Below are 23832 nucleotides of genomic sequence, written 5' to 3'. Positions count from 1 at the left end.
GGGCTCGGCCGACCCGGTCGGCGGAGCTGTCGCCGACTGCTCAGCCGGCCAGCGCGGCCGCCTGCTCCCGTGCCTGTCGGAGCCAGGCGGCCCGCTGCTCGGGAGAGGAGTCGGTCACCGTCCGGAACACCGTGCGCCGGACCTCGTGCACCCCGACGTAGGGCAGCACGCAGGCCGCCCAGATCCGCTCCAACGGGTCGCCGAACTCGGCGTGTTCGCGGGCTTCGGGCGTGTCCGAGGTGTTGAGCACCAGGGCGCGCCCGGCCCGCAGCAGCCCGGCGGGCTCGCCGTCGGCCGTGCCGAGCTTGTAGGCGACGCCGGGCACCAGGACCCGCTGCACCCAGCCGACCAGTACCGCGGGCGGCATGCCCCACCAGTTCGGGTGGATCAGCACCAGGCCGTCCAGAGTGGCCACCTCGGCCCGGTGCAGAGCGAGTTGGCGATCGGTGGCGGTCCTGGCGGCGGCCACCGTGCCGGTCTCGGCGGCGGTGAGCAGCGGTTCGAAGCCCTCCTCGCAGAGGTCGTGGGCGCGCACCTCGCAGCCACGGCCGCGCAGTTCGTCCACCACGGCCTCGAAGAGTGCGTGGTTGAAGCTGCCAGGGCGCGGGTGCGCCAGGTAGACCCCGATCCGATTCATACTGCTGCCCCCCGAAGTGATCGAACACCGATGGTACGGCAGGGGCGCACGGGGAGGCTCTACGCTCGGCATCATGACCGAACGAGCGATCATCCGTCCCTACCGCCCCACCGACCGCGCGGCGGTGGCGGACATCTGCGTGCGTACCGGGCTGGCCGGTGGCGACTCGCGGGAGGTGTATCCGGACCTGGCCTTGCTGCCCAGCATCTTCGCCGAGCCGTACACGGTGCTGGAGCCCGAGCTCGCGTTCGTGGTGGACGACGGCGAGCGGGCGGTCGGGTACGTCCTCGGGACGGCGGACACGGCCGAGTTCGTCCGCCGGTTCCGGGCCGAGTGGCTGCCCCGGGTCGCCGAGCGGCTGCCGCGCCCGGCCGGGGTACCGGTGACTCCGGGCGAGCAGATGGCCGAGCTGTTGCACACCCCCGAGCGGATGCTGGTCCCGGAGCTGGCCGACTACCCGGCGCACCTGCACATCGACCTGCTGCCGAGCCATCAGCGGGCCGGCTACGGGCGGGAGTTGATAGCCGCGCTGCTGGGGGCGCTCAATGCCCGCGGGGTGGGCGCGGTCCACCTGGGGATGCTGGCCGCCAACGCTCCCGCCGGCGCGTTCTACCGGCGGCTCGGCTTCCGTGAGCTCGCGGTGCCCGCGGCGCCGGAGCTGATCTACTTCGGCCGCAGCACGTCGCAAGAGCTTGCGGAAAGTTTCTGAAATTCCTTGTTCCGATGATCCGTCACCTGCTTGACTCGCGGGGTCGACGGCGGGTCGACGGCGGGTCGACGGCGGAGGAAGGGATGCCCATGCGCACCGAGTACGACGTGCTGGTCCTCGGCGGCGCCGGGGTGGACACCATCGTCCAGGTCCCGCAGCTCCCGCTCCCGTACGCCGACAGCTACCACGTGCCCGGCATCGTGACCCGGGCCGGGCAGACCGGGGACATGGTGGCCCTGGGCCTGGCCGCGCTCGGCCTGCGCACCCACCACCTGGACCTGCTCGGCGCGGACCCCGAGGGCGAACTGGTCCGCGCCCTGCACCGCGAGCACGGCGTGGGGCTCACCGCGCTGCCGCACCCCGGCGGCACCAAGCGCGCGGTCAACCTGGTCGGCCCGGACGGGCGCCGGCTCTCGCTCTACGACGGCACCCGAGGGGGAGCGGCCGACGGGCTGTCACCGGCGGTGGTGGACGAGCTGGCGCGGCGCAGCCGGCACGCGCACGTCGCGATCACCCAGCCGTGCGCGAGCGCGCTGCCGATGCTGCACGCGGCCGGGGTGACCACCTCCACCGACCTGCACGACTGGGACGGCCGCAACCCGTACCACGAGGAGTTCGCCTTCCAGGCGGACCTGGTCTTCCTGTCCGCCGCAGCGCTGGCCGACCCCGAGGCGACCATGCGCAGCATCGCCGAGCGCGGGCGGGCCCGGGCCGTGGTGGCCACGGCGGGGGCGGACGGCGCGTACCTGCTGGCGGACGGGGCGGTCCGCCAGCTGCCCGCCGTCGAGCCGCCGGCCGCGGTGGTGGACTCCAACGGTGCGGGGGACGCGTTCGCCTGCGGATTCCTCTTCGGCTGGCTGGCCGGCGAGCCCTGGGGGCGTTGCGCCGGGTACGGGGCACGGGCGGGCGCGTACGCCTGCACCGTACCCGCCACCCGCGCGGAGTTCATCGGACGCACGGAGTTGACGGATCCCGCGTGGGGCTGATGCCTCCGGCGGGGCTGACGCTGGGTCAGTCCTGGGGCGCGTAGAGCTGGAGTCCGTCGCCCTCCACCGCGAGGGCGGTCAGCCCCGACTCGGTCCCCGAGGTGTGCTGCTCTCCCGCCTCCCAGCAGACACCCCACCCGGCCGTCAACGCCACCTGCTGCCCGTCGGGACCGGCCACCCAGCCCTCGCCCGCCACCACCAGGAAGAGTTGGCGGACCGGGGCCGGGTGGGTGCCGATCGCCCCGCCCGGCGCGATGGCCAGGCAGGTCACGTATCCGGGCCCGTCGCCGGCCGCCACCCGGGTGGCGGTGGCGCCGGTGCTGGCGAAGCGGGTGATCGGCCGCTCGGCGCGGTCGAACCGGAAGATGTGCACCACTGGCTCCTCGACACTGCGGAACTGCTGACTCCTCGGCACGGATGCGCGGACCCTGTCCGTAGGCCGTGCTGACGGACCGGTAGGTTCGTCGGCGGATCATTCAACACCAATGGGGCAGGAGTGTCATGGCCGTCATCCACCACACCACGTTGACGCCGACCAAGCTGGAGCTGCTCGCCGCCTGGCTGCCGCAGCAGGACTGGTACGCCGGGTCCGGCGCGGCGCCGGTCCGGGCCGGCGGGTTCCGGCTGGACGACCCGGCGGGGGAGGTGGGGATGGAGTTCTTGGTGGTGACCGCGGGGTCGGTGGCGTACCTGGTGCCGCTGACCTACCGCGGCGCCCCGCTGCCGGGCCCCGAGGCCGAGGCCGCGCTGATCGGGACCACCGAGCACGGTGTGCTGGGCACCCGCTGGGTGTACGACGGCGTGCGGGACCCGGTTCTGGTCGAGCAGCTGCGCGCGCTGCTGGCCGGCCGCGCGGTGGCCCAGGCGCAGGACGACAGCGACGCCGTGGACCGGACGGTCCAGGTCGGACCGGTCGGCGAGGGCGGAGTGCTGCACGTCCAGCGGGTGCTCGGCGAGTCCGCCCCCGCCGGTGCGACGGCCGTGGTCACGGGGGTCTGGCAGGCATCGGACGGCACCGAGGTCCGGGCCGTGTTCGCCGCGCTGACCAGCGAGGACGTGAGCTGACGGCTGGTCAGCGGGGGTGCGGGGCACCGTCACCCCCGCTGACCTGCGGGCCGGGCAACGGTTGTCTTGCCTTCATCTTGACGCCACATTGTTACTGGACAGTTGACATCTATGTGTCGCAGAGTCTCCGGCGCTGGAGTTGTACAGCTTTCTTTCCGGAGGCATCTGTGACCCCCGTCACTCGTCGTACCTTCCTCGGTTCCGCCGCCGCGCTCGGCGCAGCCGTCGGCCTGGACGTACTGCCCGGCACCGCCGCCCGCGCGAACGCGGCGACCACCGGTACCATCCGCGACGTCAAGCACGTCGTGGTGCTGATGCAGGAGAACCGCAGCTTCGACCACTACTTCGGCACCCTGAAGGGTGTGCGGGGCTTCGGCGACCGTGCCGCCATCCAGATCTCCGGCGGCAACAGCGTCTTCAACCAGCCCAACGGCAGCGGCCGGCAGTACCCCTGGCAGCTGAGCGCCACCAGCACCTGGTGGTGGGGCGTCAGCAAGGAGCAGCTGGCGCAGTGCGACGGGTCGCTGGACCACTCCTGGGGCACCCAGCACGGCGCCTGGAACAACGGCAAGATGGACTCCTGGATCTCGGCCAAGGGCTCGGACCGGACCATGGGCTTCATGAACCGGTCGGACATCCCGTTCCACTACGCGCTGGCCGACGCCTACACGATCTGCGACGCGTACCACTGCTCGATCCTGTCGGCCACCGGCCCCAACCGCACCTACCTGTGGTCCGGCACGATCGACCCGGCCGGCACCGCGGGCGGCCCGGCCTACGACGGCGGCGACGAGAAGGGCCTGCACTGGCAGACCTACGCCGAGGCGCTGCAGAACGCGGGCGTGAGCTGGAAGGTCTACCAGAACGCCTCCGACAACTACGGCGACAACGCGCTGGCCTACTTCAACCAGTTCACCGGCGCCGCGAGCGGCAGCCCGCTGGCCCAGCGCGGCATGGGCTCGGTGCCCTCCACCGGCTCGACCCCGGACGACATCGCCGCCGCGATCCGCGCCGACTCGGTCAACGGCACGCTGCCGCAGGTCTCCTGGGTGGTGTCCAACCAGCTCTTCTCCGAGCACCCGGACGGCCCGCCGGAGAACGGCGCGCACTTCGTCAACCTGGTGCTGCAGGCGCTGGCCGCCAACCCGGACACCTTCAACTCCACCGTGCTGTTCCTCAACTACGACGAGAACGACGGCTTCTTCGACCACGTGCCGCCGCCGGTCGCGCCGGCCGGCACCGCCGGGGAGTTCTACAACAACACCAACATCGGCCTGGGCTTCCGGGTGCCGATGATCATCGCCTCCCCGTGGACCCGCGGCGGCTGGGTCGACTCCCGGGTCTACGACCACACCAGCGTGATCCAGTTCCTGGAGACCTGGACCGCCGCGCTCGGCACCCCGGCGGTCTGCGGGAACATCAGCGCCTGGCGCCGGCAGGTCTGCGGCGACCTGACCGGTGCCTTCGACTTCGCCCACCCGGTCTACGGCCTCCCGGCGCTGCCCGACACCAGTGCCACGATCAGCCAGGCCACCGCCAACCTGCAGATCAACCCGAGCCCGGGCACCAACTCGATGCCCACCCAGGAGGCGGGCACCAAGCCGGCCCGCGCGCTGCCCTACCAGCCCAACGCCTGGGTGGACCGGATCGAGTACGACGCGGCCGGCAAGGTGCTGCTCTGGATCGACATGGCCAACCAGGGCCCGCAGGCCACCGCCTGGGCGCACTACTCGATCTACGCCAACGCCTACCGCAGCGGCGGCCCGTGGCAGTACACCGTCGCCCCGTCCAGCAACGGGACCGACGGCAGCACCAGCGACTTCTTCAACGTGGGCGCCGGCTTCGGCGAAGGCCAGTACGACCTGACCTGCACGGGCCCCAACCGCTTCCTGCGCCGCTTCACCGGCAACGCCAACGGCGCCGGCAAGACGGTGGAGGCCACCACCTCCTACGCGCCGGCCCCCGACACCGGCAAGGGCGCGGTCTGGTTCACCATGACCAACTCCGGTGCGAGCGCGGTCACGTTCACCGTGAAGTCGAACTACTACCGCAGCGGCAGCTGGACCTACCGGGTCGCGCCCGGGGCCTCGGTCTCCGACTACTTCAACCAGGTGTCGATCAGCAACGGCTGGTACGACTTCACCGTGACGGTCGACAGCGATTCCTCGTGGAGCCGCCGGGCGACCGGGCACCTGGAGACCGGCGCTGCGAGTGTCAGCGGCTGACGGTCGGTCGGATTGGTTCGTCATGCCGGGTTTTTCTTCGCGCGGCCGTCGTGAGAGTGATGCGAACGCGGGGGCGGCAGGGGCGTGAGGCCCTGTCGGCAGGCGGTGGCCCGTGGTCTGCACCTGATGGTGCAGGCCACAGGCGAGCGCCGAGGATCGAGGCGGTAAAGCGGCCGACGGCCGAGCCCCGATCGCAAGCCCGGCGGTCGCGCTGGCGCGCCGGTGTCAGAGCTGGCCGCCGCGGTCGGCCGCCATCAGGTCGCGCATCTGGGTGAGCAGTTCGACCTCGGTCAGCGGCTCGTCGGCCGCCGGGAGGCCGGCCCTGCGGCGCTTGTGGTCGTTGTAGGCGTTGATCGGGGCGACCACGAAGAAGTAGAGCGCGGCGGCGATCAGCACGAAGGAGATCAGGGCGTTGATGAAGGCCCCGTAGCGGAAGATGCTGTGGTTGATCGTGAAGGTCAGCGCCGAGAAGTCCTGCTTGCCGAAGATGGCGGCCACCAGCGGCGTGAGCAGGTCCTCCACCAGGCTGGTGATCACGGCGGTGAACGCGGCGCCCATGACGAAGGCGACGGCCAGGTCCAGTACGTTGCCGCGCAAGATGAACTTCTTGAATCCCTGCAACACGAGTGTCTCCTCGGGGGTCGTGGCTCCCCATCAGCCTGGCGCCCCCGCGGCCGTCGGGCCCGCCGGGCGAGCCGAACAGGTGACGGACAGTCAACTGAACAGGCAACGCTTCCCGGCGGCCGAGCTGACGGGTGCATAGGCTCCGAGGGACCTTGATCACCGGCCCGCCCCGGAACCAGCGCTGCGAGGCGCCGGGAGCCGGGGGTTGGGGGCGCTGAGGGGGCTGCTTCGGCGGGCGGCAGGTAGTAGAACGGGGGTATGGGAAGACAAGCGGTCGTCGTGCTCTACGTGCTCGCCATGATCGCCGTCGTGGTCGGCGTGGACGTGCTGTTCTTCCGGCACCACGTCTGGGAGCGCCTGCTGGTGAACGTCGGGATCGTGCTGGTCTTCGGGGCGTGCTACCTCAGGTTCCTCAAGGGGCGGTGAGGGGGCGCTCGCGCGCGCCGGACCGTCAGGGCCGGCCGGCCTCGTAGGCGGTCTGGGCCCAGGTGCACAGGTCGGTGAGGTTGCTGGAGACGTCCGCCCAGGACTTCAGCCGGGCGCCCAGTACGCGGATCTCGAACGGCACCATGCTCGCCCCCTGCTCCGGGTGCGGATCCACCTCCCGCATGCCGCCGAACACCCGCTCCTGGGCGATCCGCTGCCGCCCGCCGAACGTGGCCAGCGCGTACTCCTCCAACCCGACCGGCGCGCCGGCCGCCACCTCGCGGAAGGAGCGGTCCTGGAACTGCAGCCGCTGCCCGGTGCGCGACTGCTCCTGGTACCCGGCCAGCACCGAGATCAGCCGCTGCACGTCCTGCCGCAGGTAGGCCTGCGCGCTCGGGGCCAGCAGCGCGAACACGTCGGAGAGCGCGGAGCGGCAGAGCACCACCGTGCCGTTCTTGATCTGCCCGGCGTCCTGCTTGCGGGCCACGTAGTCGGCGAACGCCACGATCTGGGTGAACGCCAGCTGCAGGTAGCCGTCCAGCTCCCGGCGCTCGCGGGCCTGGGTGGCGGTCGCCCCTGGCTGGACGAACCCGCCGAGCACCTCCGCCGCGAAGGTCCTCGCCTGCACCAGCCGGTGGCGGGCGTCCGCCAGGTACGTCGCGTTCGCGGGCGGAGGCGCCTGGCGGAGCTGGTCCAGGAAGCCCGGCAGGCCGCCCAGAGGCGAGCCGACCGAGTAGTGGGTGAACAGCCCGTCGCCGCAGCCCAGGGTGCCGGCCTCCTCCAGGTAGCCGTTCTGCGGAGCGAGCAGTGCGGCCCGGCCGACCGGGGAGTAGGTGAGCAGGTCGCTCGCCGCCGTGGCGAGCGGCGCCTCGCCCGCCAGGTACAGCGCATCCCGGACCCGCCGGATCTGGGCCAGCGTGTTCTGCAGGAAGAGGGGTCCGTTGGGCCGCGCGTCACCGACCGCGTACCAGGGCATGGTGACGAACTCGAGGTTGGAGTAGACCGCCTTGCTCGGCAGCTGCCGCTTGTCGGACACCAGGGTGTAGATCGGTATGTCGCCCTGCCCGTAGCCGTGCACCGTCTTGCTCTTGGCCAGCAGGACGTCCCCCGCCAGTACCTGCCGCTGCCCGTCCGTGACTGGAAGGCTGATCTCGACCTCGAACCCGATCACCGTGGTACTCCTCCGCTCGGCGCGCCGCCCCATCCAGCCGGGCGACCTGGAGCCGTCCGGAGAGGCTGACCCTGCCGTACCGCGATACACAGCGGATAAACAGATGGAGCGTCAGTTTTGTTGTGGAGTTTGCTGGTTAGCCGCTGACGGGCCGCCTGACGGCGGCCAATCGCCGCGGCTCCGGAGGTCGAGGACGAGGGCGGCGATGTTCCAGGCGTCGTCCTCGCCGCGGTGGTGACGCCCCTCCAGCGGAAGTCCGGCGAGCTGGAGCGCCTGGGCCATGCCGGGCTTGCGGCGCAGCCCGTAGGCCTCGGCGAACACGGCCTTGGCGTTGGTGTGGCTGCGCTCGGCGGGGTAGCCGAACGGGTAGCCCACGCCGTCGGCCTGGCTCTGCCGGGCGAACTGCCGGCGGTCGTACTCGCCCCAGCTCGCCCACGGCCGCTCGCCGGCCCCGTGCTCGTCGACGAGGATCCGGCACGCCTCGGCGAAGCTGACGCCCAGGTCCACCTCGGCCTGGGTCAGGCCGGTCAGTTCGGTGCAGAAGGCGCTCACGGTGGAGCGGACCGGGCGGACCAGGAGACGGTGCCGGGACACCCGGCGCGCCGCCGACAGGTCCACGACGGTGAGGCCGATCTCGATGATCTCGTGCACGGTGCCGGGCGGCGGCAGGCCGTCCCAACAGGTGGCTTCCACGTCGATGACGTTCAGCAGGGCGTAGTGATGGGGCATGGGCCGAGGGTAGGGACGCGAGGCCTGTTCCGGCACGTGAATATCCCGGTGGGCCCGGTGGGCCGGGTTCGTGGCACCGGCCCCGGTCGACCGTTGCCGGTAGGGCCTCCACGACGGCGGTGCACGGGGCTCACGGGAGCAGTGGGGGAGGTGGGGGAGCTGGGGCACCCGGTGCCGGGGGCCTCGATGCGGAGGACGGCCACGGCTGCTGACGGCGGGGCGGAAGCCGTGCGATCCGCCCCGCCCGAGGTCAGGAGAGCCCGGCGCAGTCGACGCAGATGGGCTGGCCCTTCTTGTCGACGTAGGCCAGCTGGGTGCGGTGGTGCACCAGGAAGCAGTTCATGCAGGTGAACTCGTCCTGCTGGAGCGGGACCACGCGTACCGTCAGCTCCTCGCCGGAAAGGTCCGCGCCGGGCAGCTCAAGGCCCTCCACCGCCTCGTTGTCGGCGTCCACGGCCGCGCTGGTGCGCTCCTCCCGGCGACCCTTGAGCTCCTCGATGCTCTCGGTCTCGTCCTCGTTGGTGTGGCGGGGGGCGTCGTAGTCGGTGGCCAAGATGGTGACCTCTCGTCAGGGGCAACTGATGGTACTGGATCAGAATCCTGCACAGCTTGCCCTGTCGGGGAGCAAACCACCCAATGGCCGCGCCGGTCGGGGCGTCGACCGGCGGGCATCGTGCAAAAGGGGATGACAGCTGACAGAATCCAGATTCTGTCAGCTGTCATCTGATGGCTGCCGAGGTCTGTGAGGTCAAGAGCTCACAGCCGTACGAGTCCACGCCCATTCCTATCTCCACGGCCTTCTCCGCGCAGGGCTCCCAGGTCCCCGCGCAGATCTGGAACCACCCAGGACGGCATGGACCGGATCACCAACGCCGCGTCCATGCCATCGACCACATCGCAGTGGTTCACAACCGCCTACCCCGGCGCCGACCGCACCGATGTGACGTTCCATCAAGGGCGAGCATCGACAACTCGGTGGACCGGCCGCCTCCCGAATCCGCGAGGCCGGGAACGGTTGGACCTATTACTACGCGCTTCGAGCTTGTAACACGATCACGTGTCTGTGGATCGGCTGCCTGGGGGGCAGGCCGGGCGGGCCGGGCGAGGGTGTGGCCTGGCATCCTCGTGCAGATGAACGAGGCGAACGCGCACCGGGAGTTCCCGAAGGACCGCTGGGTCTTCGGCCTGGAGGAGATCCCCGCATCTGACAGGGGCGAGGACGGGTCGCCTCACCGTGTTGCCTCCGCCTTCGGCACCACCGTCATCAGCGCCCCTGTGGGCACGCCCCAGGCGCTGCGCTGGGCAGCAGAGGAGATCGTTGCCCAGTGCGAGCCGGACTGGATGGTCTCGTCAGTCCTCCTGCAGTGGCTCAGGATCGAAGCTCGCGATGAGCTCCGACTTGGAGTGGAAAGCTGCCTGCTGGAGCGCGTCTCCGACGATGGGATTCGCCTGCACGCCCACTACGACCAGTGGGAAGAGCTGGTTGTCTCCATTGCGGACGTTCGGCGCATGCTGATCGACATGACGCACTTTCTCACCGAGGAGGCCCGTCACCCGCTGCCGAGCTGGCGCATCAAACGCCTCGCGGAACGGGACTGGAAGCAGAAGCGCACCGCCGAGTAGCAGACGGCTCGCCGGCCTCGGACCGAGCGTTGAGCACGTCCCGTGACTACGCTCCGCCGAGGGTGACGAACTGGGCGGCGGCTGAGAACAGTCGCGGCCGCGCGCGCTCGGGCTCCCACCGGCGAGTGGCCTCGTCGGCGCGGGCAGGCGGATCCAGGCGGGCAACTACGGGGTGCGCGATGACCTCGGAGGCCGGCGATTTTGGCAGGTTCACGTGATCTTTCCAGAAGCATCACGAGGCACGCCTATTGCCGGAGCGCGGACGCTGCTTACGCTCCTGGTCGTGGCGGTAACTGTCGCCACCCGCGGGATGTCAATGGATCGCGCGGCACCTTCGGAAAGATCGCATGGACTACTGCGAGTTCTGTCGACGCCATCTCAACGGTGCGCTGTCCTGCCCCGGCTGCGGAGCCACCGCCCCGCGCGCGGCAGTGCCGACCGAGTCGTTGTACGGGTCCCACGGCAACCTGCCCGGCCCGCCGCCGATCGAGCAGCCGGCCGCGGAGCCGCAACAGCTTGAGCAACCGCTCGCGACTGCACCGGTACCGCCGGGTCGAGCGGTCGGCGCGCGGCGCGGCAAGCGGCGTGGGTCGGGCCGGCGGCGCAGTGTGTTGGTGCTGTCGGTGGTCGGTCTGGTGGCCGGCGGTGGCCTGGGCACGGTGGCGATGTCCTCGGGTCACTCGGACGCCACGGCTCCCGCCTCCGCTCCTGACGTGGGGCTGCCCGCAGCGACGGACAGTGCGACCGCGAGTCCCGGCTCCGTGCCGGTGGTCGGACTGCCGACGGCGGGAGCACAGCGGACCGGCAGCGCTCGCCCGAGTTCCTCCGCGTCCGCCTCCGGCACGGCATCCTCATCCGCATCCGCCTCCACGAGTGCCGGGGCTTCGAGCCCGGTCGCCCAGCCCTCGGCGAGCACGCCGGGCGCGGGCGCCACCAGTACCCGCCCGGGGTCCGCCTCGCCGTCGTCGGCGTCGCCCCCGGTCACGTCGAAACCGACGCCGTCGCCGCGGCCGTCGCCTTCGACCACCTGCACCCAATTCCTCTTCTGGTGCAACTGAGCGCCTGGCAGTCGAGCTGGCTGCGGGGCGCGGACTTCGGTAGTAGTACCGGTCGAGTCACCCTCATCGCGGCCTGAGCAGCGGGCCGCTGAAAACACTGATCCCGAGTGCCATCGGCAACCACCAACTGGATGCGATGGCGCGTCACCTATGGAAAGACCACATGGACACGCCACCCGCCACACCCGCCGCTGCGGACCCGCCGAGCCGGAGCTCGGCGGACGCCGACTCCGTGGAAGGCGCCGTCACACCCGAGGCGGCGCATCCGGCACCGATACCGCGGGAGCCCGAGGCGTCCGTCCCGGCGGAGCCGATCCTCGAAGCATCAGCTCCCGCGTCAGACGCTCCGGCTGTGGGTGCCCCCGCATCGGATGCTCCGGCCGTGAACGCTCCGGCCGTGGATGCTCCTGGGGCGGACGCGCCAGTCCTGGACGCCCCTGCGTCGGAGCCGACCGCGTCGGAGACCCCTGCTTCCACCGTGTCGATCCCGTTTGTGGCGGCTGCCGACCAGTCCACCGATGATGAGGCCGACCTCACCCCATCCCAGCCGGAGCGCAGCAGGCTGAAGGCCTGGCAGGCCGCGCTCGGCGTGGTCGTCGTCGGCCTGGCGGTCGCCGGCGTCAGTGCGGTGGCACTGCAGTCCGGCGGCTCGGACGCAGTGGTCGCGCCGGCCGCCTCGCCCACCGACAGTCAGGCAGCGCCGACGGACATCGCGGACCCCGGGACCGCCGGCGCGTCACCCAGCGCGTCGCCGACCAAGCACCCGGCGGCGGCGTCGCCGACGGTGTCGGCCAGCCACACCGGCGGACGCCCCGTGGCGGCGAGCCCGTCGGCCCACCCGTCGAGCACCGCGCCCGCACCTGGCCGCAGTGACTCACGCAGCCCCGCGCCGACCTCCTCGGCAGAGCAGCCGTCCGCCACCCCGGCCAGTCCGACCGCCTCGCCCACCTGCACCCGGATCCTGTTGTGGTGCACGCACGGTTGAGCCGCCCTCGAAGGACGCGGCCGTCCCCGCCCGGGGACGGCCGCGACGGGTGCGCGCCCCCTGCCGGGACTTGGCCATCAGCATCAGCTCGGACGCGCCCCGCTCGCCGAGGTGCCGTTTGGTGGCGGGTGGTGGGCGCTGCTACCGTTCCGGTGGCCGTGTGAGCGAACGAGGAGGTGGTACCTGTGGACAAGATGACATGGGTGCTCTCCTGCGGGGTCACGGTCGGGCGGTAGTAGGTCGTCCGGGAGCGCCGTTTTCCGAGCTCTCCCGAAAGGCACGACTGTGCACTTCACTTCTGAGCAGTACCTCGACGGCGGAGGCCTCGAGCGCGAGTTCATCCTTGGCGAGATCCCCGGGACGTTGTGGACGCCTCCCGAGTCCGGGGACGGCGCCCTTCCGCTGGTGCTGATGGCGCACAACAACGGGTTGCCCAAGGGGGAGCCCCGGTTGGTGGCGCGGGCGCGGTACACGGCCTCGTGCGGGTATGCGGTGGCCACCATTGACGCCGCCGGGTGCGGTGGGCGGCCCAGGTCGGCCGCTGACGAGCAGGCACGCGGTGAGCTGCGGCGGGCGATGCAGGCCGGTGCGCCGGTGGACGAGATCGAGGGGATCTTCGAGTCGTTCATCGCCCCGCTGGTCGAGAACGCGGCCCCGGAGTGGCGGACCACGCTGGACGCCTTGCTCGCGCTGCCGGGCATCGGTGGGCCGGTCGGGTACTCGGGGTGGACCGCGCTCGGGATCCGGCTGCTGGTGACCGAGCCCCGGATCGCGGCGGCCGGCCTGTTTGCCGGGGGTTACGTGCCGCTCGCGCAGCGCGCGGAGGCGCGGCAGGTGAGCGTGCCGCTGCTGTTCCTGCTGCAGTGGGACGACGAGGGGAACCCGCGCCAGCGGGCCCTGGACCTGTTCGACGACTTCGGCAGCAGGGAGAAGACGCTGCACGCCAACCTGGGCGGGCACGTCGGCACCCCGTGGTTCGAGGTGGAGGACGGGAGCCGGTTCTACGACCGGCATCTGAGGGCCGGACAGTAGCGGCCGGTAAGTGACCGAAGGCCCGTGGGCCCCCGCCGCACGGCGGGGGCCCACGGGCCTGTGCAGGACAGCTACTTGACCGTGAACGCGGTTCCCGTCGTCGCGTCTCCCGCCAGCAGCGTGTAGGAGCCGGGCGTCACGCTCGGGTGCCCGTCGCCGTTGATGTCGCCCTGGGTGTGGGCGAGCAGGGAGACGGGGACCGAAACGCTCGCGGTGCCCGTGGCGCCCGCGGCGAGGTGGACGCGGGTGAAGCCGACCAGCCACTTGGGTGGGGTGAGCACCTGGCTGACCGGTTCGGCGGCGTAGACGGGGACCACCAGGTCGCCCGCGGTGCTGCCGGTGTTGGTGACCGGCACGCTCACCTTGATGGTGGCGTCCGGCTTGACGGTGTCGCGGTCCAGGGCGGGCGTGCCGATCGAGTAGTCGGTGTAGGACAGGCCCGCGCCGAAGGCGAACAGCGGGCTGTAGCCGGAGTCGGTGCCGCCGTTGGTGCCCGGCAGCTGGGTGTAGAACTCCGGCTCGTTGCCGATCGCCTTGGGCCAGGAGACGGGCAGCCGGCCGCTCGGGTCGGCCTTGCCGTAGAGCAGGTCGGCCACCGCGTTGCCGCCCTCGGTGCCGGGCAGCCAGGCCATCAGCAGACCAGCCGTGTTCGCGGCGCTGCCGAGCACCAGCGGACGGTCGGCGATCACCACCACGATCACCGGCTTGCCGGTGGCCTGCAGGGCGGCCACCTCGGCCTGCTGGTCGGGGGCGAGCGAGGGGTTGGGCTGGTCGTTGGGGCCCTCGGCGCCGGGGGTGTTGCCGACCACCACCACGGCCGCGTCGGCGGTGCGCAGGTCGTTGGCGGCGGCGGCCGGGTCCGACTGGTAGTCGATGCTGGTCCCGGCGGGGGCGCCGGCCCGCAGGCCGGCCAGCACGGTGGTGCCGGGGACCGAGGTGCCGGCCGGCACGCCCTGCCAGCCGATGCTCCAACCGCCCAGCTGGTTCGCCATGTTGTCGGCGTTGGGCCCGGTGACGACCAGCTTGTGGGTGGTGGAGCCGAGCGGCAGCACCTTGTTCTGGTTGCGCAGCAGCACCGCGGACTCGGCGGCTGCCTTGCGGGCCAGCGGCAGGTCGGCGTTGTCGACGATCGCGTCGGCCCGGGAGGCGTCCACGTAGGGGTGCTCGAACAGGCCAAGGCGGAACTTCATGGTGAGGATCCGGGAGACCGCCTGGTCGATCCGCTGCTGGGAGATCAGGCCGCGCTGCACCGCGGTCAGCGCCGAGGTGGAGAAGTCGGCGGCGTTGGTGGGCTCCATCGCCATGTCGACACCGGCGTTGACCGCCTCGGCGATCGCCGAGGGGTAGTCGGCGGCGATGTGGTACGAGGTCTGCAGGTTGCGGACGTCGCTCCAGTCGCTGACCACCACGCCGTCGAAGTGGTACTGGCCGCGCAGCACGTCGGTCAGCAGGTAGTGCGAGGAGGTGACCGGGATGCCGTTGACGGCGCCCGAGTCGGCCATCACGCTCAGCGCGCCGGCCTGTACGGCCTGGCGGTAGGCGGGCAGGACGGTGTCCTGCAGGTAGCGGGCGGAGTAGTCGGCCGGCACCCGGTCGTGGCCGTTGAGCGGCTGCGAGTAGCCGGCGAAGTGCTTGACGGAGGCGGCGAGCCTGGTGCCGCTGGTGCCGTCCTGCAGCGCGGTGACGGCGCCGGCGGCCAGCGTGCCGGTCAGCACGGGGTCCTCGGAGAAGGCCTCGTAGTAGCGGCCCCAGCGCTGGTCGCGGGCGACCTCGGCGACCGGGCCGAAGACCCAGTTGATGCCGGTGGCGGCCACCGCCCGCTGGGTGGACTGCTCGACCTCGCCCTCCAGTGCCGGGTCCCAGGTGGCGCCCATGCCGATCTGCTGGGGGAACATGGTGGCGCCGAGCACGTTGTTGTGGCCGTGGACGGCGTCGATGCCGTAGAGGATCGGGATGTGCAGGCGCGAGTTGGTGATCGCGTAGTTCTGCACCTGGTTGGTCAGATCGGCCCAGTCCTTGGGGGAGTTGACCTGGGGTGGCATGCCGCCGCCGGACAGGATCGAACCGGCCGCGTGGTCGACCAGCACGTCGTGCAGGCAGGCGTCGTTGAGCGCGCCGCCGCTCCAGTTGCAGGTGCCCTGGACGGTGACCAGCGCCAACTGGTCCATCTGGCCGATCTTCTCGGGCAGCGTCATGCGGTGCACCAGGTCGGCGACCCGCTCGGGGATCGGCGCGCGCGGGTCCAGGTAGCGGGCGCCGGCACTGGCTTGGGAGTCGGCGGCCGGGACCGGCGCGGCGGTGACGCCGGTGAGGGCGGTGCAGAGCAGGGCCAGTGAGCCGAAGGTGGCGAGTCGGCGGCGGATGCGGTGCACGGGTGGGACGAGGCGCGTGGGTGGGACGAGGCGCATGGAACCGTCCGTTCGGAGTCGGCGTGCAGCGTGAGCATGACCACAAGAACTGGGTGAGGAGTTAACTCGGCTCCGGTCTGATCGTCAACAACTTGAACCAAGATCGCGCTCTCCGGCTTATTGACGTGATGATTTGTACAGGAGTTGAATGCGGGTCAGTTGAGTTGGACTCAGTACCTAGACTGAGGAGCCGCTTCATGTCTGCTTGGGCCACCCCCACGGCCAGCCCCAATCCGACGCCCACACCCACAGCCGCTGCCGCCCGCGCTTCCACCCCCACCGCGCTGCGCCGCTCGCGCGCCGCCTCCTGCGTGGTCGCCCTGCTGGCCGCCCTGCTCCTGGTCACCGGCCACGGCCGCGCCGCGGCCGTCACGGTGCCCGGCGCACCGGCCGGTTGGACCACGGTGTTCAGCGACGATTTCTCCGGCGCGGCCGGCAGCGCCCCCAACGGCAGCCGCTGGACGTACGACACCGGTCCCGGATCCAACTTCGGCACCGGTGAGATCGAGACCATGACCAACTCCACCGCCAACGTCCACCTGGACGGCAGCGGCCACCTGGACATCACCGCCCTGAACAACGGGGGCAGTTGGACCTCGGGCCGGATCCGGACCCCGAACGCCGCGGTCGGTGCTCCGGCCGGCGGCAAGCTGCAGGTGACCGCCTCGATCCAGCAGCCCACCGGCGGCCTCGGCTACTGGCCCGCGTTCTGGATGCTCGGGCAGGGCCAGTGGCCGGAGAACGGCGAGATCGACATCATGGAGGACGTCAACGCCCGTTCCCAGGTGGCCGGGACCATCCACTGCGGCACCTACCCGGGTGGCGTCTGCAACGAGGGCAACGGGATCGGCAGCGGCTTGCAGGCCTGCAACGGCTGCCAGAGCGGGTTCCACACCTACTCGATGATCCTGGACCGCACCAACACCTCGGCCGAGACCATCACCTGGTACCTGGACGGGGCGGCATACTTCTCGGTCAACGAGAGCCAGGTGGGCGCGGCGACCTGGCAGCAGGCCTTCGACCACAACCTGATGATCATCTTCGACCTGGCGATGGGCGGCGGCTTCCCCAACGGCGTCTGCGGCTGCACCACGCCGACGGGGGCCACCAGTTCGGGCGGCACCATGGCGGTGGGCTACGTCGCGGCGTACACCACCACGGGCGGCGGCGGCGGCGGGGGCGGCACCGGCTCCGGCGGCGCGGTGGTCGGCTACAACGGCCTGTGCCTGGACGACCGCAGCGCCAGCACCGCCGACCTCAACCCGGTCCAGGTGTACACCTGCAACGGCACCCCGGCCCAGCAGTGGACCTTCGTGCAGGCCGGCACCACGCTGCACGTGCTCGGCAAGTGCCTGGACATCAACGGCGGCGGCACCGCCAACGGCACCATGGTGGACCTCTACACCTGCAACAACACCGCTGCCCAGGTGTGGATCCCGCAGGCCAACGGCTCGCTGTACAACCCGCAGTCCAACAAGTGCCTGGACGACACCGGCTGGTCCACCACGCCGGGCACCCAGGTGGAGATCTGGGACTGCACCGGCGGCGCCAACCAGGTCTGGAAGCTGCCCAGCTGACGGACAGCCAGAACCGCGCTGCGGGGGACGCCCGGAACGAGGGCGTCCCCCGCACGACTGCGGAGGCTCGACCAGCGGCGCGGCGGTGCCTCAACCCGAGTCGCGCACGATCAACCGGGTAGGCAGCACCAGCGAGTCGGACCCGCCGTGCTGGAGGAACTCCATCGCCTGGATGCCCAGTTCCTCGACCGGCTGACGGACCGTGGTGAGCGCCGGGCGCGCCTTGGCGGCGGCCGGCGCGTCGTCGAAGCCGATCACCGCCACGTCCTGCGGCACCCGCAGCCCGCGCCGCCGCAGCGCCCGCAGCGCGCCGAGCGCCATCTGGTCGGAGGCCACGAACACGGCGTCCAGCGTCGGCCGCTGGTCCAGCAGGTGGAGCATCGCGTGCTCGCCGGAGGCGCCGCTGAAGTCCCCGTAGGCGACCGCCGCCCGCGGCTGCGCCCCGCTCTCGGTGATCGCCTGGTGGTAGCCGGCCAGCCGGTCCGCGCCGGCCGCGGTGTCGGGCGGGCCGGCGATGGTGACCACCGAGCGGCGCCCGGCCAGGCACAGGCGGCGTACCGCCTCCCGGGCGCCGGCCAGGTTGTCGGCGTCCACGTAGCGGACCGTGCCGGGCTCGGCGGGGCGGCCCAGCGCCACCACCGGGACTCGGGCCGCGCGCAGCAGCCGGGTCAGACCTGAGTCGCCCCACGGGCCGACCAGCACCGCCCCGTCCACGTGCCCGCCGCACAGGAACCGCACCAGCGGCGGCCGGCGGGAGTGCCGGGGCACCGTGAAGACCGCCAACTCCCGCTCGCTGCCGGGCAGTGCCCGGCGCAGCCCGGCCAGCAGCCGGGCGTGGAAGGCGTCCACGTGGTACTGCAGCGGGTCGGCGAAGACCACCACCGCGACCACGCCGGTGTCGCGGGCGCTGGCCGCCCGGCGGCGGACGTAGCTGAGTTCACGGGCCGCGTGTTCGACCTGGGCCGCCAGCTCGGGGGAGACCGGGGCGGAGCGGTTCAGCACCCGCGAGGCGGTCGCGGTGGAGACTCCGGCGCGGCGGGCCACCTCGGCCAGCGTGGCGGGCGAAGCGCTTTGCGCGATGGGTGAACCGGCAGGTGGAAACGGAGAGTTGGCATGGTTGACGAGAGCAGGCATGGGCGGCGTCCTGAATCGATGCTGGATGCACGGAACTTCGTGCGGCCGCCGCCACCCGCGCCGGTCCACCACGATCATCAGCTTGCCGCCGTTGCCGCGCTCGCGTCAAGAGGTCGGACGCGCTCCGCCGCCCTGGCCCACCGGACCGCCCGCGGGGAGGGTGTCGAGTCCATCATGCCAGCTCAGCGGTGCTGTGAGTAGGACCAAGCGCACGTTGCCCGGGCTCCTGGCCGACCCGCAGACTCGACCGCACATCCACTCCCGGCCGTCGTGCGGCGGCAGGGAGCGGGGCAGGGTGAACGAAGGGGGATGACGGTGGATCAGGATGCCGTGATGCGGGCGAAGGTGCTGCTGCTGGGCGCGAACCGGCGGGTGGTCCGCGGGCCGCGCGGGCTGTCGGCCTACCGGGTGCTGACCGGGGTCAACCCCGAGGTGTACGGCTCCAAGCTGGTCAAGGTGCTGGTGGAGGCCGGCCGGTCCCCCCGGGTGGCCGAACTGCCGCAGGCCAGGGTGGCCCTGCTGGAGGAGGCGGTGGCGGTGGCCCGGGGGCTGAGCCCGGCCAACCCGTACCGGGCCCGGATGCTCGCGCTGGCCGTGGCGGCGCTCGACGAGGAGCAGGGGGCCTCGGAGACCTCGTGACGGGGGTGCGCCGGCCGGCGGCTCCGCAGGGAGCCGCCGGCCGGGCGAGCTGCTAGAGGTTGTGCGTGAGGCGGTTGGCCATCAGGGTGAGGAACCGGCCCGGCTCGGCCGGCTGGCCGCCCTCGGCCAGCAGGGCCATCCCGTAGAGGAGTTCGGCGGTCTCGGTGACCGCCGCGTCGTCCGGCCGGTCGCTGTGCGCCCGGTTCAGGCCGGCCACCAGCGGGTGCTCCGGGTTGAGCTCCAGGATCCGCTTGGCGTGCGGCAGTTCCTGGCCCATCGCCCGGTACATCGCCTCCAGCGCGGGGCTGGCGTCGTTGGTGTCGGTGACCACGCAGGCGGGCGAGACGGTCAGCCGGGCGGACAGCCGCACCTCCTTGACCTCCGCGCCGAGCTGCTCGGTCATCCAGCCCAGCAGTGCGGCGAACTCCTGCTTGCGCTGCTCGCGGTCCTCCTGCTGCTCCTGGTCCGTCTCGCCGTCCAGCTCTAGCTCGCCCTTGGCCACCGAGCGCAGCTGCTTGCCGTCGAACTCCGGCACCGCCTCGACCCAGAGCTCGTCCACCGGGTCGGTGAGCAGCAGCACCTCGACGCCCTTGGCCCGGAAGGCCTCCAGGTGCGGGGAGTGCTCCACCGACTGCCGCGACTCGCCGGTCAGGTAGTAGATGTGCTGCTGGCCCTCCTTCATCCGCTCGACGTACTGCGCGAGGCTGGTCGGCTGCTCGGCGTCGTGGGTGGAGGCGAAGGAGGCGGCGGTCAGGATCGCGTCCCGGTTGTCGAAGTCGCTGAGCAGGCCCTCCTTGATCACCCGGCCGAACTCGCGCCAGAGCGTGGCGTACTTCTCCGGGTCCCCGGCGCGCAGGTCCTTGACGGTGGCCAGGATCTTCTTGGCCAGCCGGCGGCGCATCAGCTGGATCTGCCGGTCCTGCTGCAGGATCTCCCGGGAGACGTTGAGTGAGAGGTCGGCCGCGTCCACCACGCCCTTGACGAACCGCAGGTAGGGCGGCATCAGCGCCTCGCAGTCGTCCATCACGAACACCCGCTTGACGTACAGCTGGACACCGCGCTGGTAGCCCTGGGTGTACAGGTCGTGCGGGGCGTGCGAGGGGATGAACAGCAGCGCCTGGTACTCGAAGGTGCCCTCGGCCTGGAGCCGGACGACCTCCAGCGGGTCGAGCCAGTCGTGGCTGATGTGCTTGTAGAGCTCGTGGTACTCCTCGTCGCTGACCTCGTCGCGGGAGCGGGCCCACAGCGCCTTCATCGAGTTGACCGGCTCGGCGGAGGCCTCCGGCGTCTCCTGCTGGAGGCGGATCGGCCAGGTGATGAAGTCCGAGTACTTCTTGACGATCTCGCGGATCTTCCAGGCGGCCGTGTAGTCGTGCAACTGGTCGTCGCTGTCGGCCGGGCGCAGCTTCAGGGTGACCGAAGTGCCCTGCGGCGCCTCCTCCACCCGCTCCAGCGAGTAGGTGCCGGCGCCGCTGGAGGTCCACCGGGTGCCGTGCTCCTCGCCGGCCTTGCGGGTCACCAGCTCCACCTCGTCGGCGACCATGAAGCTGGAGTAGAACCCGACGCCGAACTGGCCGATCAGGTTCTCGGCGGCCGAGGAGTCCTTGGCGTCCTTGGCCTCCTTGAGCTCCTGGACGAACTTGGCGGTACCGGAGTTGGCGATCGTGCCGATGAGCTGGATCACCTCGTCGTGCGACATGCCGATGCCGTTGTCGCGCACGGTGAGGGTGCGCGCCTCGGGATCGGCGGCCAGCTCGATGTGCAGGTCGGAGGTGTCCACCCCGAGCGCGTCGTCGCGCAGCGCCGCCAGGCGGAGCTTGTCGAGCGCGTCCGAGGCGTTGGAGACCAACTCGCGCAGGAACACGTCCTTGTTCGAGTAGATCGAGTGGATCACCAACTGCAGCAGCTGGCGGGCTTCGACCTGGAACTCAAGGGTCTCGGCGGACATGGCGGGCGGCTCCTCCTCGGGGGCGGGTGGTGTACCCGGATAATCTAGATCACCGGCCGGGGAGCGGAGGTGACGTTGCCCGCGGAAGTCACTGGCCCTCCGGAGCGGGCCGGGCTATGCTCCGGGGCGATGACTACCGACCTTCGCATGAGATCGGGGGTCCCGTCCGCGCAAGGTGAGTGCTGATGGCCACTCACCCCACTGTCGCCGACGGGGATTCCTTCCGTACCTTCTGGCTGCGCGTGCGCGAGTTCGCCGTGCCGCCCACCATGATCGAAACTGCTGCCGCCCGCCGCGCTGTCGGCGACTGGGGCGGCGCCTGCGCTGCGGCCGGCCTCGATGTCGACTTCCGGCTGAGCGACCTGAGCCGCAGCCACGGGTGCGAGCTGGCCGCCCGGGTGCGGGACGACCTGCGGCACCTGGCACCGGACCTGTTGCGCTGGCACCTGCCGCGGATCGCCCCGGACGGGCTGCTGCGGCCCGGGCTGAGCAGCTCGCTGGCCCGCTACGACGGGGCCGCGCGGGACGGGACCGGTGCCGTGCACCTGGTGGTGCGCACGCCGCCGGGCTGGGCACAGGCCGGGCAGCGGATCAGCCTCGGGCTCTGGGGCGCCGCGGCCGGGGCAGGCCGGCACCCGCAGCAGCGCTACCGCCTCGACCTGCACCGGCACCTGTGGGACGTACGGCGCAGCGGCGAGCTGCTGTACCGGGCTGACGCTCCGTCAGTTGAGCTGTCCAACCTGCCCTTCGGTGCCGCCGAGCGGTGCGCTGTCGGGCGCTGGGCGGCCGAAGCGGAGCTACTGTTGGGTGACGAGGGGCGCGGCGGCCGTGCGGTCGCGGTGCGGCTCGGCTCCCGGCGCTGGCTGGAGCTCCAACTGACCGGCAGCGAAATGTCGGTGGCCGTGCGGCCCGAGCGCGGGGCGGGGCTGCCGGTGCTGCCCGACGCCGCGACCTGGGTGCAGCCCGACCTGGCGTTGCTGCGGGCCGGCGCGATCCGGCCCGATCAGCTGCACCCGCTGGTCGCAGCTGCGCTGGCGCCCGGTGGCGAGTCCGCCCGCCCGAGCGCCCCGACCGGCTCGCAACTGGTCGACTGCCAGGGGGAGCGGCACCGGCTCGGCCTGGTGGACGGCGTCCTGGTGCCCCTGGACCACGGCGCGGCCGAACTGCGGCGCGAGCAGCTGCTCGCCGCGCTCGGCGGCCCTCCGGTGCCGTGCCTGCAAGCGATCGAGCGGGCGCACCGGCAGCCGGGCTGCCTGTCCGAGGTGCGTGGGCGCCTGGACCACGGGGACTACACCGGCGCACTGGCCGTGGTCGAGGAACTGCTCGGCGCGAACGCCGTGCTGCGGGACGGCGAGCTGCGTGACGAGCTGGACGACGCGGTAGCCCGGCGCATCGACCACGGGCTGTTCCGGGCCGGGCTCGCCGACCCGTTGGCGGGTCGGGGCCGCCCGGACCGGCGGCGGGTGCGCGGCGGGCAGTCGGCCCACGCGGTGCGCAAGCTGCTCAGTCGCTGACGCAGCGGCAACTCATTTTCCAGACCTCTTACTTGAATGGTGATCAGCATGCCCTTGACATCTGCGCTCACGGCGCCTGTGCCTGTAGCGGCCGTGCCCGCCCAGCTGGACCTCGCCGATGCGCTGCTCGCACTGCTGCGCGAGGCCGACACCGAGCCCCGCCCCGACCAGCAGCTCGAAGCGCTCACCCTGGCGGTGGCCGCCGACCTGCCGGTGCTGCTCTGGGGCGAGCCCGGGATCGGCAAGACGGCCGCGCTCACCCAACTCGCCACCGCCCTGGACCTGCCGCTCACCACGGTGATCGCCAGCGTGCACGAGCCCGCCGACTTCGCCGGCCTGCCGGTGATCGGCGACGACCCCGCCACCCAGGGCGTCCCGATGGCCCCGCCGGACTGGGCGGTGCGCCTGGTCCGGGCCGGCCGCGGCCTGCTCTTCCTCGACGAGCTGTCCACCGCCCCGCCCGCCGTGCAGGCCGCGCTGCTCCGGCTGGTCCTGGAGCGGCGCATCGGCGCCCTGCAACTCCCTCCGGGGGTAAGGATCGTGGCCGCCGCCAACCCGCGCGCCTCGGCCGCCGACGGCTGGGAGCTGAGCCCGCCGCTGGCCAACCGCTTCGTCCACCTGCAGTGGGTCCACGACCACGAGGTGGTGGTCCGCGGCCTGGGCGGCACCTGGCCGCGCGCCGTGCTGCCGCGGCTCGACGCCGACCGGCTGGCCGCCGCGGTCGACTTCGCCCGGCGCGCGGTGTGCGGCCTGCTGGCCGTGCGCCCCAACCTGGTGCACCGGCTGCCCACCACCGAGACCCGCCGCGGCGGCGCCTGGCCCTCCCCGCGCAGCTGGGAGATGACCCTGCGGCTGATCGCCTTCGCCACCGCGGCGGGCGTCGACCGCGAGGTGCTGTCACTACTGGTGCGCGGCACCGTCGGCGACGGGCCGGGGCTGGAACTGCTCGCGCACCTGGACCGGATGGAGCTGCCCGACCCCGAGACGCTGCTCGCCGACCCGGCCGGAGCCGAACTGCCCGAGCGCGGCGACCTGCGCCAGGCCGCGCTGGAGGCGGTGGTGGCCGCTGTTCACCACCGCCCCGAGCGGGCTCGGTGGGACGCGGCCTGGGCGGTGCTCGCCCGAGCCCTGGAGACCGGGGCCCCCGATCTGGTGGTGGTCCCCGCCAAGACGCTCGCCGCGCTGCGGCGCGCGGACTGGCCGGTGCCGAACACCGTCGAGCGGCTGGCCGGCACCGTCGCCCTGGACGAGCGGGTGGACCGGTCGGTGGCCAGGGCCAAGGCTGTCGGCGGGGCGCACCGGTGACCGCTGCCGATCACGCTGATGTGGCCGAGCCCACCGC

General features: G+C 72.0%; 22 protein-coding genes and 1 pseudogene. 12 read left to right on the top strand and 11 right to left on the bottom strand.

Features of this window, described 5'->3' with window-relative positions; translation table 11 throughout:
* Positions 1-40: 40 nt before the first annotated feature.
* Complete coding sequence (locus C7C46_RS01185; protein WP_110664639.1) at positions 41-637, bottom strand: NAD(P)H-dependent oxidoreductase; 597 nt, start codon at positions 635-637, stop codon at positions 41-43.
* Positions 638-710: 73 nt separating this feature from the next.
* On the opposite strand from C7C46_RS01185, the gene C7C46_RS01180 reads away from it, so the two are divergent.
* Together C7C46_RS01180 and C7C46_RS01175 are read left to right on the top strand one after the other, a co-directional pair.
* The gene (locus C7C46_RS01180; RefSeq protein ID WP_110664638.1) at positions 711-1346 is read left to right on the top strand and encodes a GNAT family N-acetyltransferase; all 636 of its coding nucleotides are present in this window, start codon (positions 711-713) and stop codon (positions 1344-1346) included.
* An 89-nt stretch (positions 1347-1435) separates the two neighbouring features.
* The gene (locus tag C7C46_RS01175) at positions 1436-2332 is read left to right on the top strand and encodes an adenosine kinase (RefSeq protein WP_181442128.1); all 897 of its coding nucleotides are present in this window, start codon (positions 1436-1438) and stop codon (positions 2330-2332) included.
* A gap of 25 nt (positions 2333-2357) precedes the next feature.
* On the opposite strand, the gene C7C46_RS01170 is transcribed toward C7C46_RS01175, so the two are convergent.
* A complete protein-coding gene (locus tag C7C46_RS01170) occupies positions 2358-2705 on the bottom strand; it encodes a cupin domain-containing protein (RefSeq protein ID WP_181442127.1) in 348 nt (115 codons plus the stop codon).
* A gap of 128 nt (positions 2706-2833) precedes the next feature.
* On the opposite strand from C7C46_RS01170, the gene C7C46_RS01165 reads away from it, so the two are divergent.
* Both C7C46_RS01165 and C7C46_RS01160 read left to right on the top strand, forming a co-directional pair.
* The gene (locus C7C46_RS01165) at positions 2834-3397 is read left to right on the top strand and encodes a maltokinase N-terminal cap-like domain-containing protein (RefSeq protein ID WP_110664635.1); all 564 of its coding nucleotides are present in this window, start codon (positions 2834-2836) and stop codon (positions 3395-3397) included.
* Positions 3398-3564: 167 nt separating this feature from the next.
* The gene (locus tag C7C46_RS01160; protein WP_110664634.1) at positions 3565-5622 is read left to right on the top strand and encodes a phosphocholine-specific phospholipase C; all 2058 of its coding nucleotides are present in this window, start codon (positions 3565-3567) and stop codon (positions 5620-5622) included.
* A 225-nt stretch (positions 5623-5847) separates the two neighbouring features.
* On the opposite strand, the gene mscL is transcribed toward C7C46_RS01160, so the two are convergent.
* The gene (gene mscL / locus C7C46_RS01155; protein ID WP_220040533.1) at positions 5848-6246 is read right to left on the bottom strand and encodes a large conductance mechanosensitive channel protein MscL; all 399 of its coding nucleotides are present in this window, start codon (positions 6244-6246) and stop codon (positions 5848-5850) included.
* A 258-nt stretch (positions 6247-6504) separates the two neighbouring features.
* Here mscL and C7C46_RS34670 point away from each other — a divergent pair, with 258 nt between their 5' ends.
* Positions 6505-6672 (top strand): hypothetical protein, encoded by a 168-nt coding sequence (locus tag C7C46_RS34670; RefSeq protein ID WP_181442126.1) that lies wholly within the window; start codon positions 6505-6507, stop codon positions 6670-6672.
* A gap of 25 nt (positions 6673-6697) precedes the next feature.
* On the opposite strand, the gene C7C46_RS01150 is transcribed toward C7C46_RS34670, so the two are convergent.
* The 3 genes from C7C46_RS01150 to C7C46_RS01140 all read right to left on the bottom strand — a co-directional run bounded on the left by C7C46_RS01150 (position 6698) and on the right by C7C46_RS01140 (position 9125).
* Positions 6698-7843, bottom strand: a complete 1146-nt coding sequence (locus C7C46_RS01150; protein ID WP_110664633.1) for a hypothetical protein — start codon at positions 7841-7843, stop codon at positions 6698-6700.
* A 111-nt stretch (positions 7844-7954) separates the two neighbouring features.
* Positions 7955-8572 carry a 3'-5' exonuclease gene (locus C7C46_RS01145; protein WP_110664632.1) on the bottom strand — a complete coding sequence of 206 codons (618 nt, stop codon included), beginning with the start codon at positions 8570-8572 and terminating at the stop codon, positions 7955-7957.
* A 250-nt stretch (positions 8573-8822) separates the two neighbouring features.
* Positions 8823-9125 carry a DUF4193 domain-containing protein gene (locus C7C46_RS01140; protein ID WP_110664631.1) on the bottom strand — a complete coding sequence of 101 codons (303 nt, stop codon included), beginning with the start codon at positions 9123-9125 and terminating at the stop codon, positions 8823-8825.
* A gap of 578 nt (positions 9126-9703) precedes the next feature.
* Between C7C46_RS01140 and C7C46_RS01135 the strand changes: the two genes are divergently transcribed.
* Together C7C46_RS01135 and C7C46_RS37650 are read left to right on the top strand one after the other, a co-directional pair.
* The gene (locus tag C7C46_RS01135; RefSeq protein WP_146258951.1) at positions 9704-10195 is read left to right on the top strand and encodes a hypothetical protein; all 492 of its coding nucleotides are present in this window, start codon (positions 9704-9706) and stop codon (positions 10193-10195) included.
* A 347-nt stretch (positions 10196-10542) separates the two neighbouring features.
* A pseudogene (locus tag C7C46_RS37650) lies at positions 10543-10848 on the top strand (SCO2400 family protein); the annotation flags it as partial.
* A gap of 23 nt (positions 10849-10871) precedes the next feature.
* Here C7C46_RS37650 and C7C46_RS01130 read toward each other — a convergent pair.
* Positions 10872-11228: a hypothetical protein gene (locus tag C7C46_RS01130; protein WP_110664629.1), complete on the bottom strand. Its 357-nt coding sequence runs from the start codon at positions 11226-11228 to the stop codon at positions 10872-10874.
* Between the two features lie 715 nt (positions 11229-11943).
* Positions 11944-12228 (bottom strand): hypothetical protein, encoded by a 285-nt coding sequence (locus C7C46_RS01125; RefSeq protein ID WP_146258950.1) that lies wholly within the window; start codon positions 12226-12228, stop codon positions 11944-11946.
* A gap of 295 nt (positions 12229-12523) precedes the next feature.
* On the opposite strand from C7C46_RS01125, the gene C7C46_RS01120 reads away from it, so the two are divergent.
* Positions 12524-13270, top strand: coding sequence for a dienelactone hydrolase family protein (locus C7C46_RS01120; protein ID WP_110664627.1), 747 nt, complete (start codon positions 12524-12526; stop codon positions 13268-13270).
* Positions 13271-13341: 71 nt separating this feature from the next.
* On the opposite strand, the gene C7C46_RS01115 is transcribed toward C7C46_RS01120, so the two are convergent.
* Complete coding sequence (locus C7C46_RS01115) at positions 13342-15642, bottom strand: glycoside hydrolase family 3 N-terminal domain-containing protein (protein WP_181442125.1); 2301 nt, start codon at positions 15640-15642, stop codon at positions 13342-13344.
* Positions 15643-15875: 233 nt separating this feature from the next.
* On the opposite strand from C7C46_RS01115, the gene C7C46_RS01110 reads away from it, so the two are divergent.
* The gene (locus tag C7C46_RS01110; RefSeq protein WP_110664625.1) at positions 15876-17255 is read left to right on the top strand and encodes a ricin-type beta-trefoil lectin domain protein; all 1380 of its coding nucleotides are present in this window, start codon (positions 15876-15878) and stop codon (positions 17253-17255) included.
* 90 nt (positions 17256-17345) lie between these two features.
* Here C7C46_RS01110 and C7C46_RS01105 read toward each other — a convergent pair whose 3' ends face one another.
* Positions 17346-18299: a LacI family DNA-binding transcriptional regulator gene (locus tag C7C46_RS01105; RefSeq protein ID WP_181442131.1), complete on the bottom strand. Its 954-nt coding sequence runs from the start codon at positions 18297-18299 to the stop codon at positions 17346-17348.
* 399 nt (positions 18300-18698) lie between these two features.
* Between C7C46_RS01105 and C7C46_RS01100 the strand changes: the two genes are divergently transcribed.
* Positions 18699-19028 (top strand): hypothetical protein, encoded by a 330-nt coding sequence (locus C7C46_RS01100; RefSeq protein WP_245983980.1) that lies wholly within the window; start codon positions 18699-18701, stop codon positions 19026-19028.
* A gap of 52 nt (positions 19029-19080) precedes the next feature.
* Here the strand turns inward: C7C46_RS01100 and htpG are convergent, their stop codons facing one another.
* Entirely contained in the window at positions 19081-20976 is a 1896-nt protein-coding gene (gene htpG, locus C7C46_RS01095; protein ID WP_110664623.1) for a molecular chaperone HtpG, read from the bottom strand.
* Positions 20977-21161: 185 nt separating this feature from the next.
* Here htpG and C7C46_RS01090 point away from each other — a divergent pair, with 185 nt between their 5' ends.
* Both C7C46_RS01090 and C7C46_RS01085 read left to right on the top strand, forming a co-directional pair.
* The gene (locus C7C46_RS01090) at positions 21162-22490 is read left to right on the top strand and encodes a hypothetical protein (RefSeq protein ID WP_110664622.1); all 1329 of its coding nucleotides are present in this window, start codon (positions 21162-21164) and stop codon (positions 22488-22490) included.
* A 48-nt stretch (positions 22491-22538) separates the two neighbouring features.
* Complete coding sequence (locus C7C46_RS01085) at positions 22539-23795, top strand: AAA family ATPase (RefSeq protein ID WP_245983978.1); 1257 nt, start codon at positions 22539-22541, stop codon at positions 23793-23795.
* Positions 23796-23832 lie beyond the last annotated feature (37 nt).

Origin of the sequence: Streptomyces tateyamensis (genome assembly GCF_003205575.1) — a bacterium.
Classification (GTDB): Bacteria; Actinomycetota; Actinomycetes; order Streptomycetales; family Streptomycetaceae; genus Kitasatospora; species Kitasatospora tateyamensis.
The sequence above is the reverse complement of the archived record's forward strand: the minus strand, read 5'-3'. Positions and strand labels throughout refer to the sequence as shown.

What these genes read in the sequence shown, in the direction of transcription:
- C7C46_RS01185 (WP_110664639.1), bottom strand. Translation starts at nt 637, where the DNA reads ATGAATCGGATCGGGGTCTACCTGGCGCACCCGCGCCCTGGCAGCTTC.
- C7C46_RS01180 (WP_110664638.1), top strand. Translation starts at nt 711, where the DNA reads ATGACCGAACGAGCGATCATCCGTCCCTACCGCCCCACCGACCGCGCG.
- C7C46_RS01175 (WP_181442128.1), top strand. Translation starts at nt 1,436, where the DNA reads ATGCGCACCGAGTACGACGTGCTGGTCCTCGGCGGCGCCGGGGTGGAC.
- C7C46_RS01165 (WP_110664635.1), top strand. Translation starts at nt 2,834, where the DNA reads ATGGCCGTCATCCACCACACCACGTTGACGCCGACCAAGCTGGAGCTG.
- C7C46_RS34670 (WP_181442126.1), top strand. Translation starts at nt 6,505, where the DNA reads ATGGGAAGACAAGCGGTCGTCGTGCTCTACGTGCTCGCCATGATCGCC.
- C7C46_RS01145 (WP_110664632.1), bottom strand. Translation starts at nt 8,572, where the DNA reads ATGCCCCATCACTACGCCCTGCTGAACGTCATCGACGTGGAAGCCACC.
- C7C46_RS01135 (WP_146258951.1), top strand. Translation starts at nt 9,704, where the DNA reads ATGAACGAGGCGAACGCGCACCGGGAGTTCCCGAAGGACCGCTGGGTC.
- C7C46_RS01110 (WP_110664625.1), top strand. Translation starts at nt 15,876, where the DNA reads ATGTCTGCTTGGGCCACCCCCACGGCCAGCCCCAATCCGACGCCCACA.
- C7C46_RS01100 (WP_245983980.1), top strand. Translation starts at nt 18,699, where the DNA reads ATGACGGTGGATCAGGATGCCGTGATGCGGGCGAAGGTGCTGCTGCTG.
- htpG (WP_110664623.1), bottom strand. Translation starts at nt 20,976, where the DNA reads ATGTCCGCCGAGACCCTTGAGTTCCAGGTCGAAGCCCGCCAGCTGCTG.
- C7C46_RS01090 (WP_110664622.1), top strand. Translation starts at nt 21,162, where the DNA reads ATGGCCACTCACCCCACTGTCGCCGACGGGGATTCCTTCCGTACCTTC.
- C7C46_RS01085 (WP_245983978.1), top strand. Translation starts at nt 22,539, where the DNA reads ATGCCCTTGACATCTGCGCTCACGGCGCCTGTGCCTGTAGCGGCCGTG.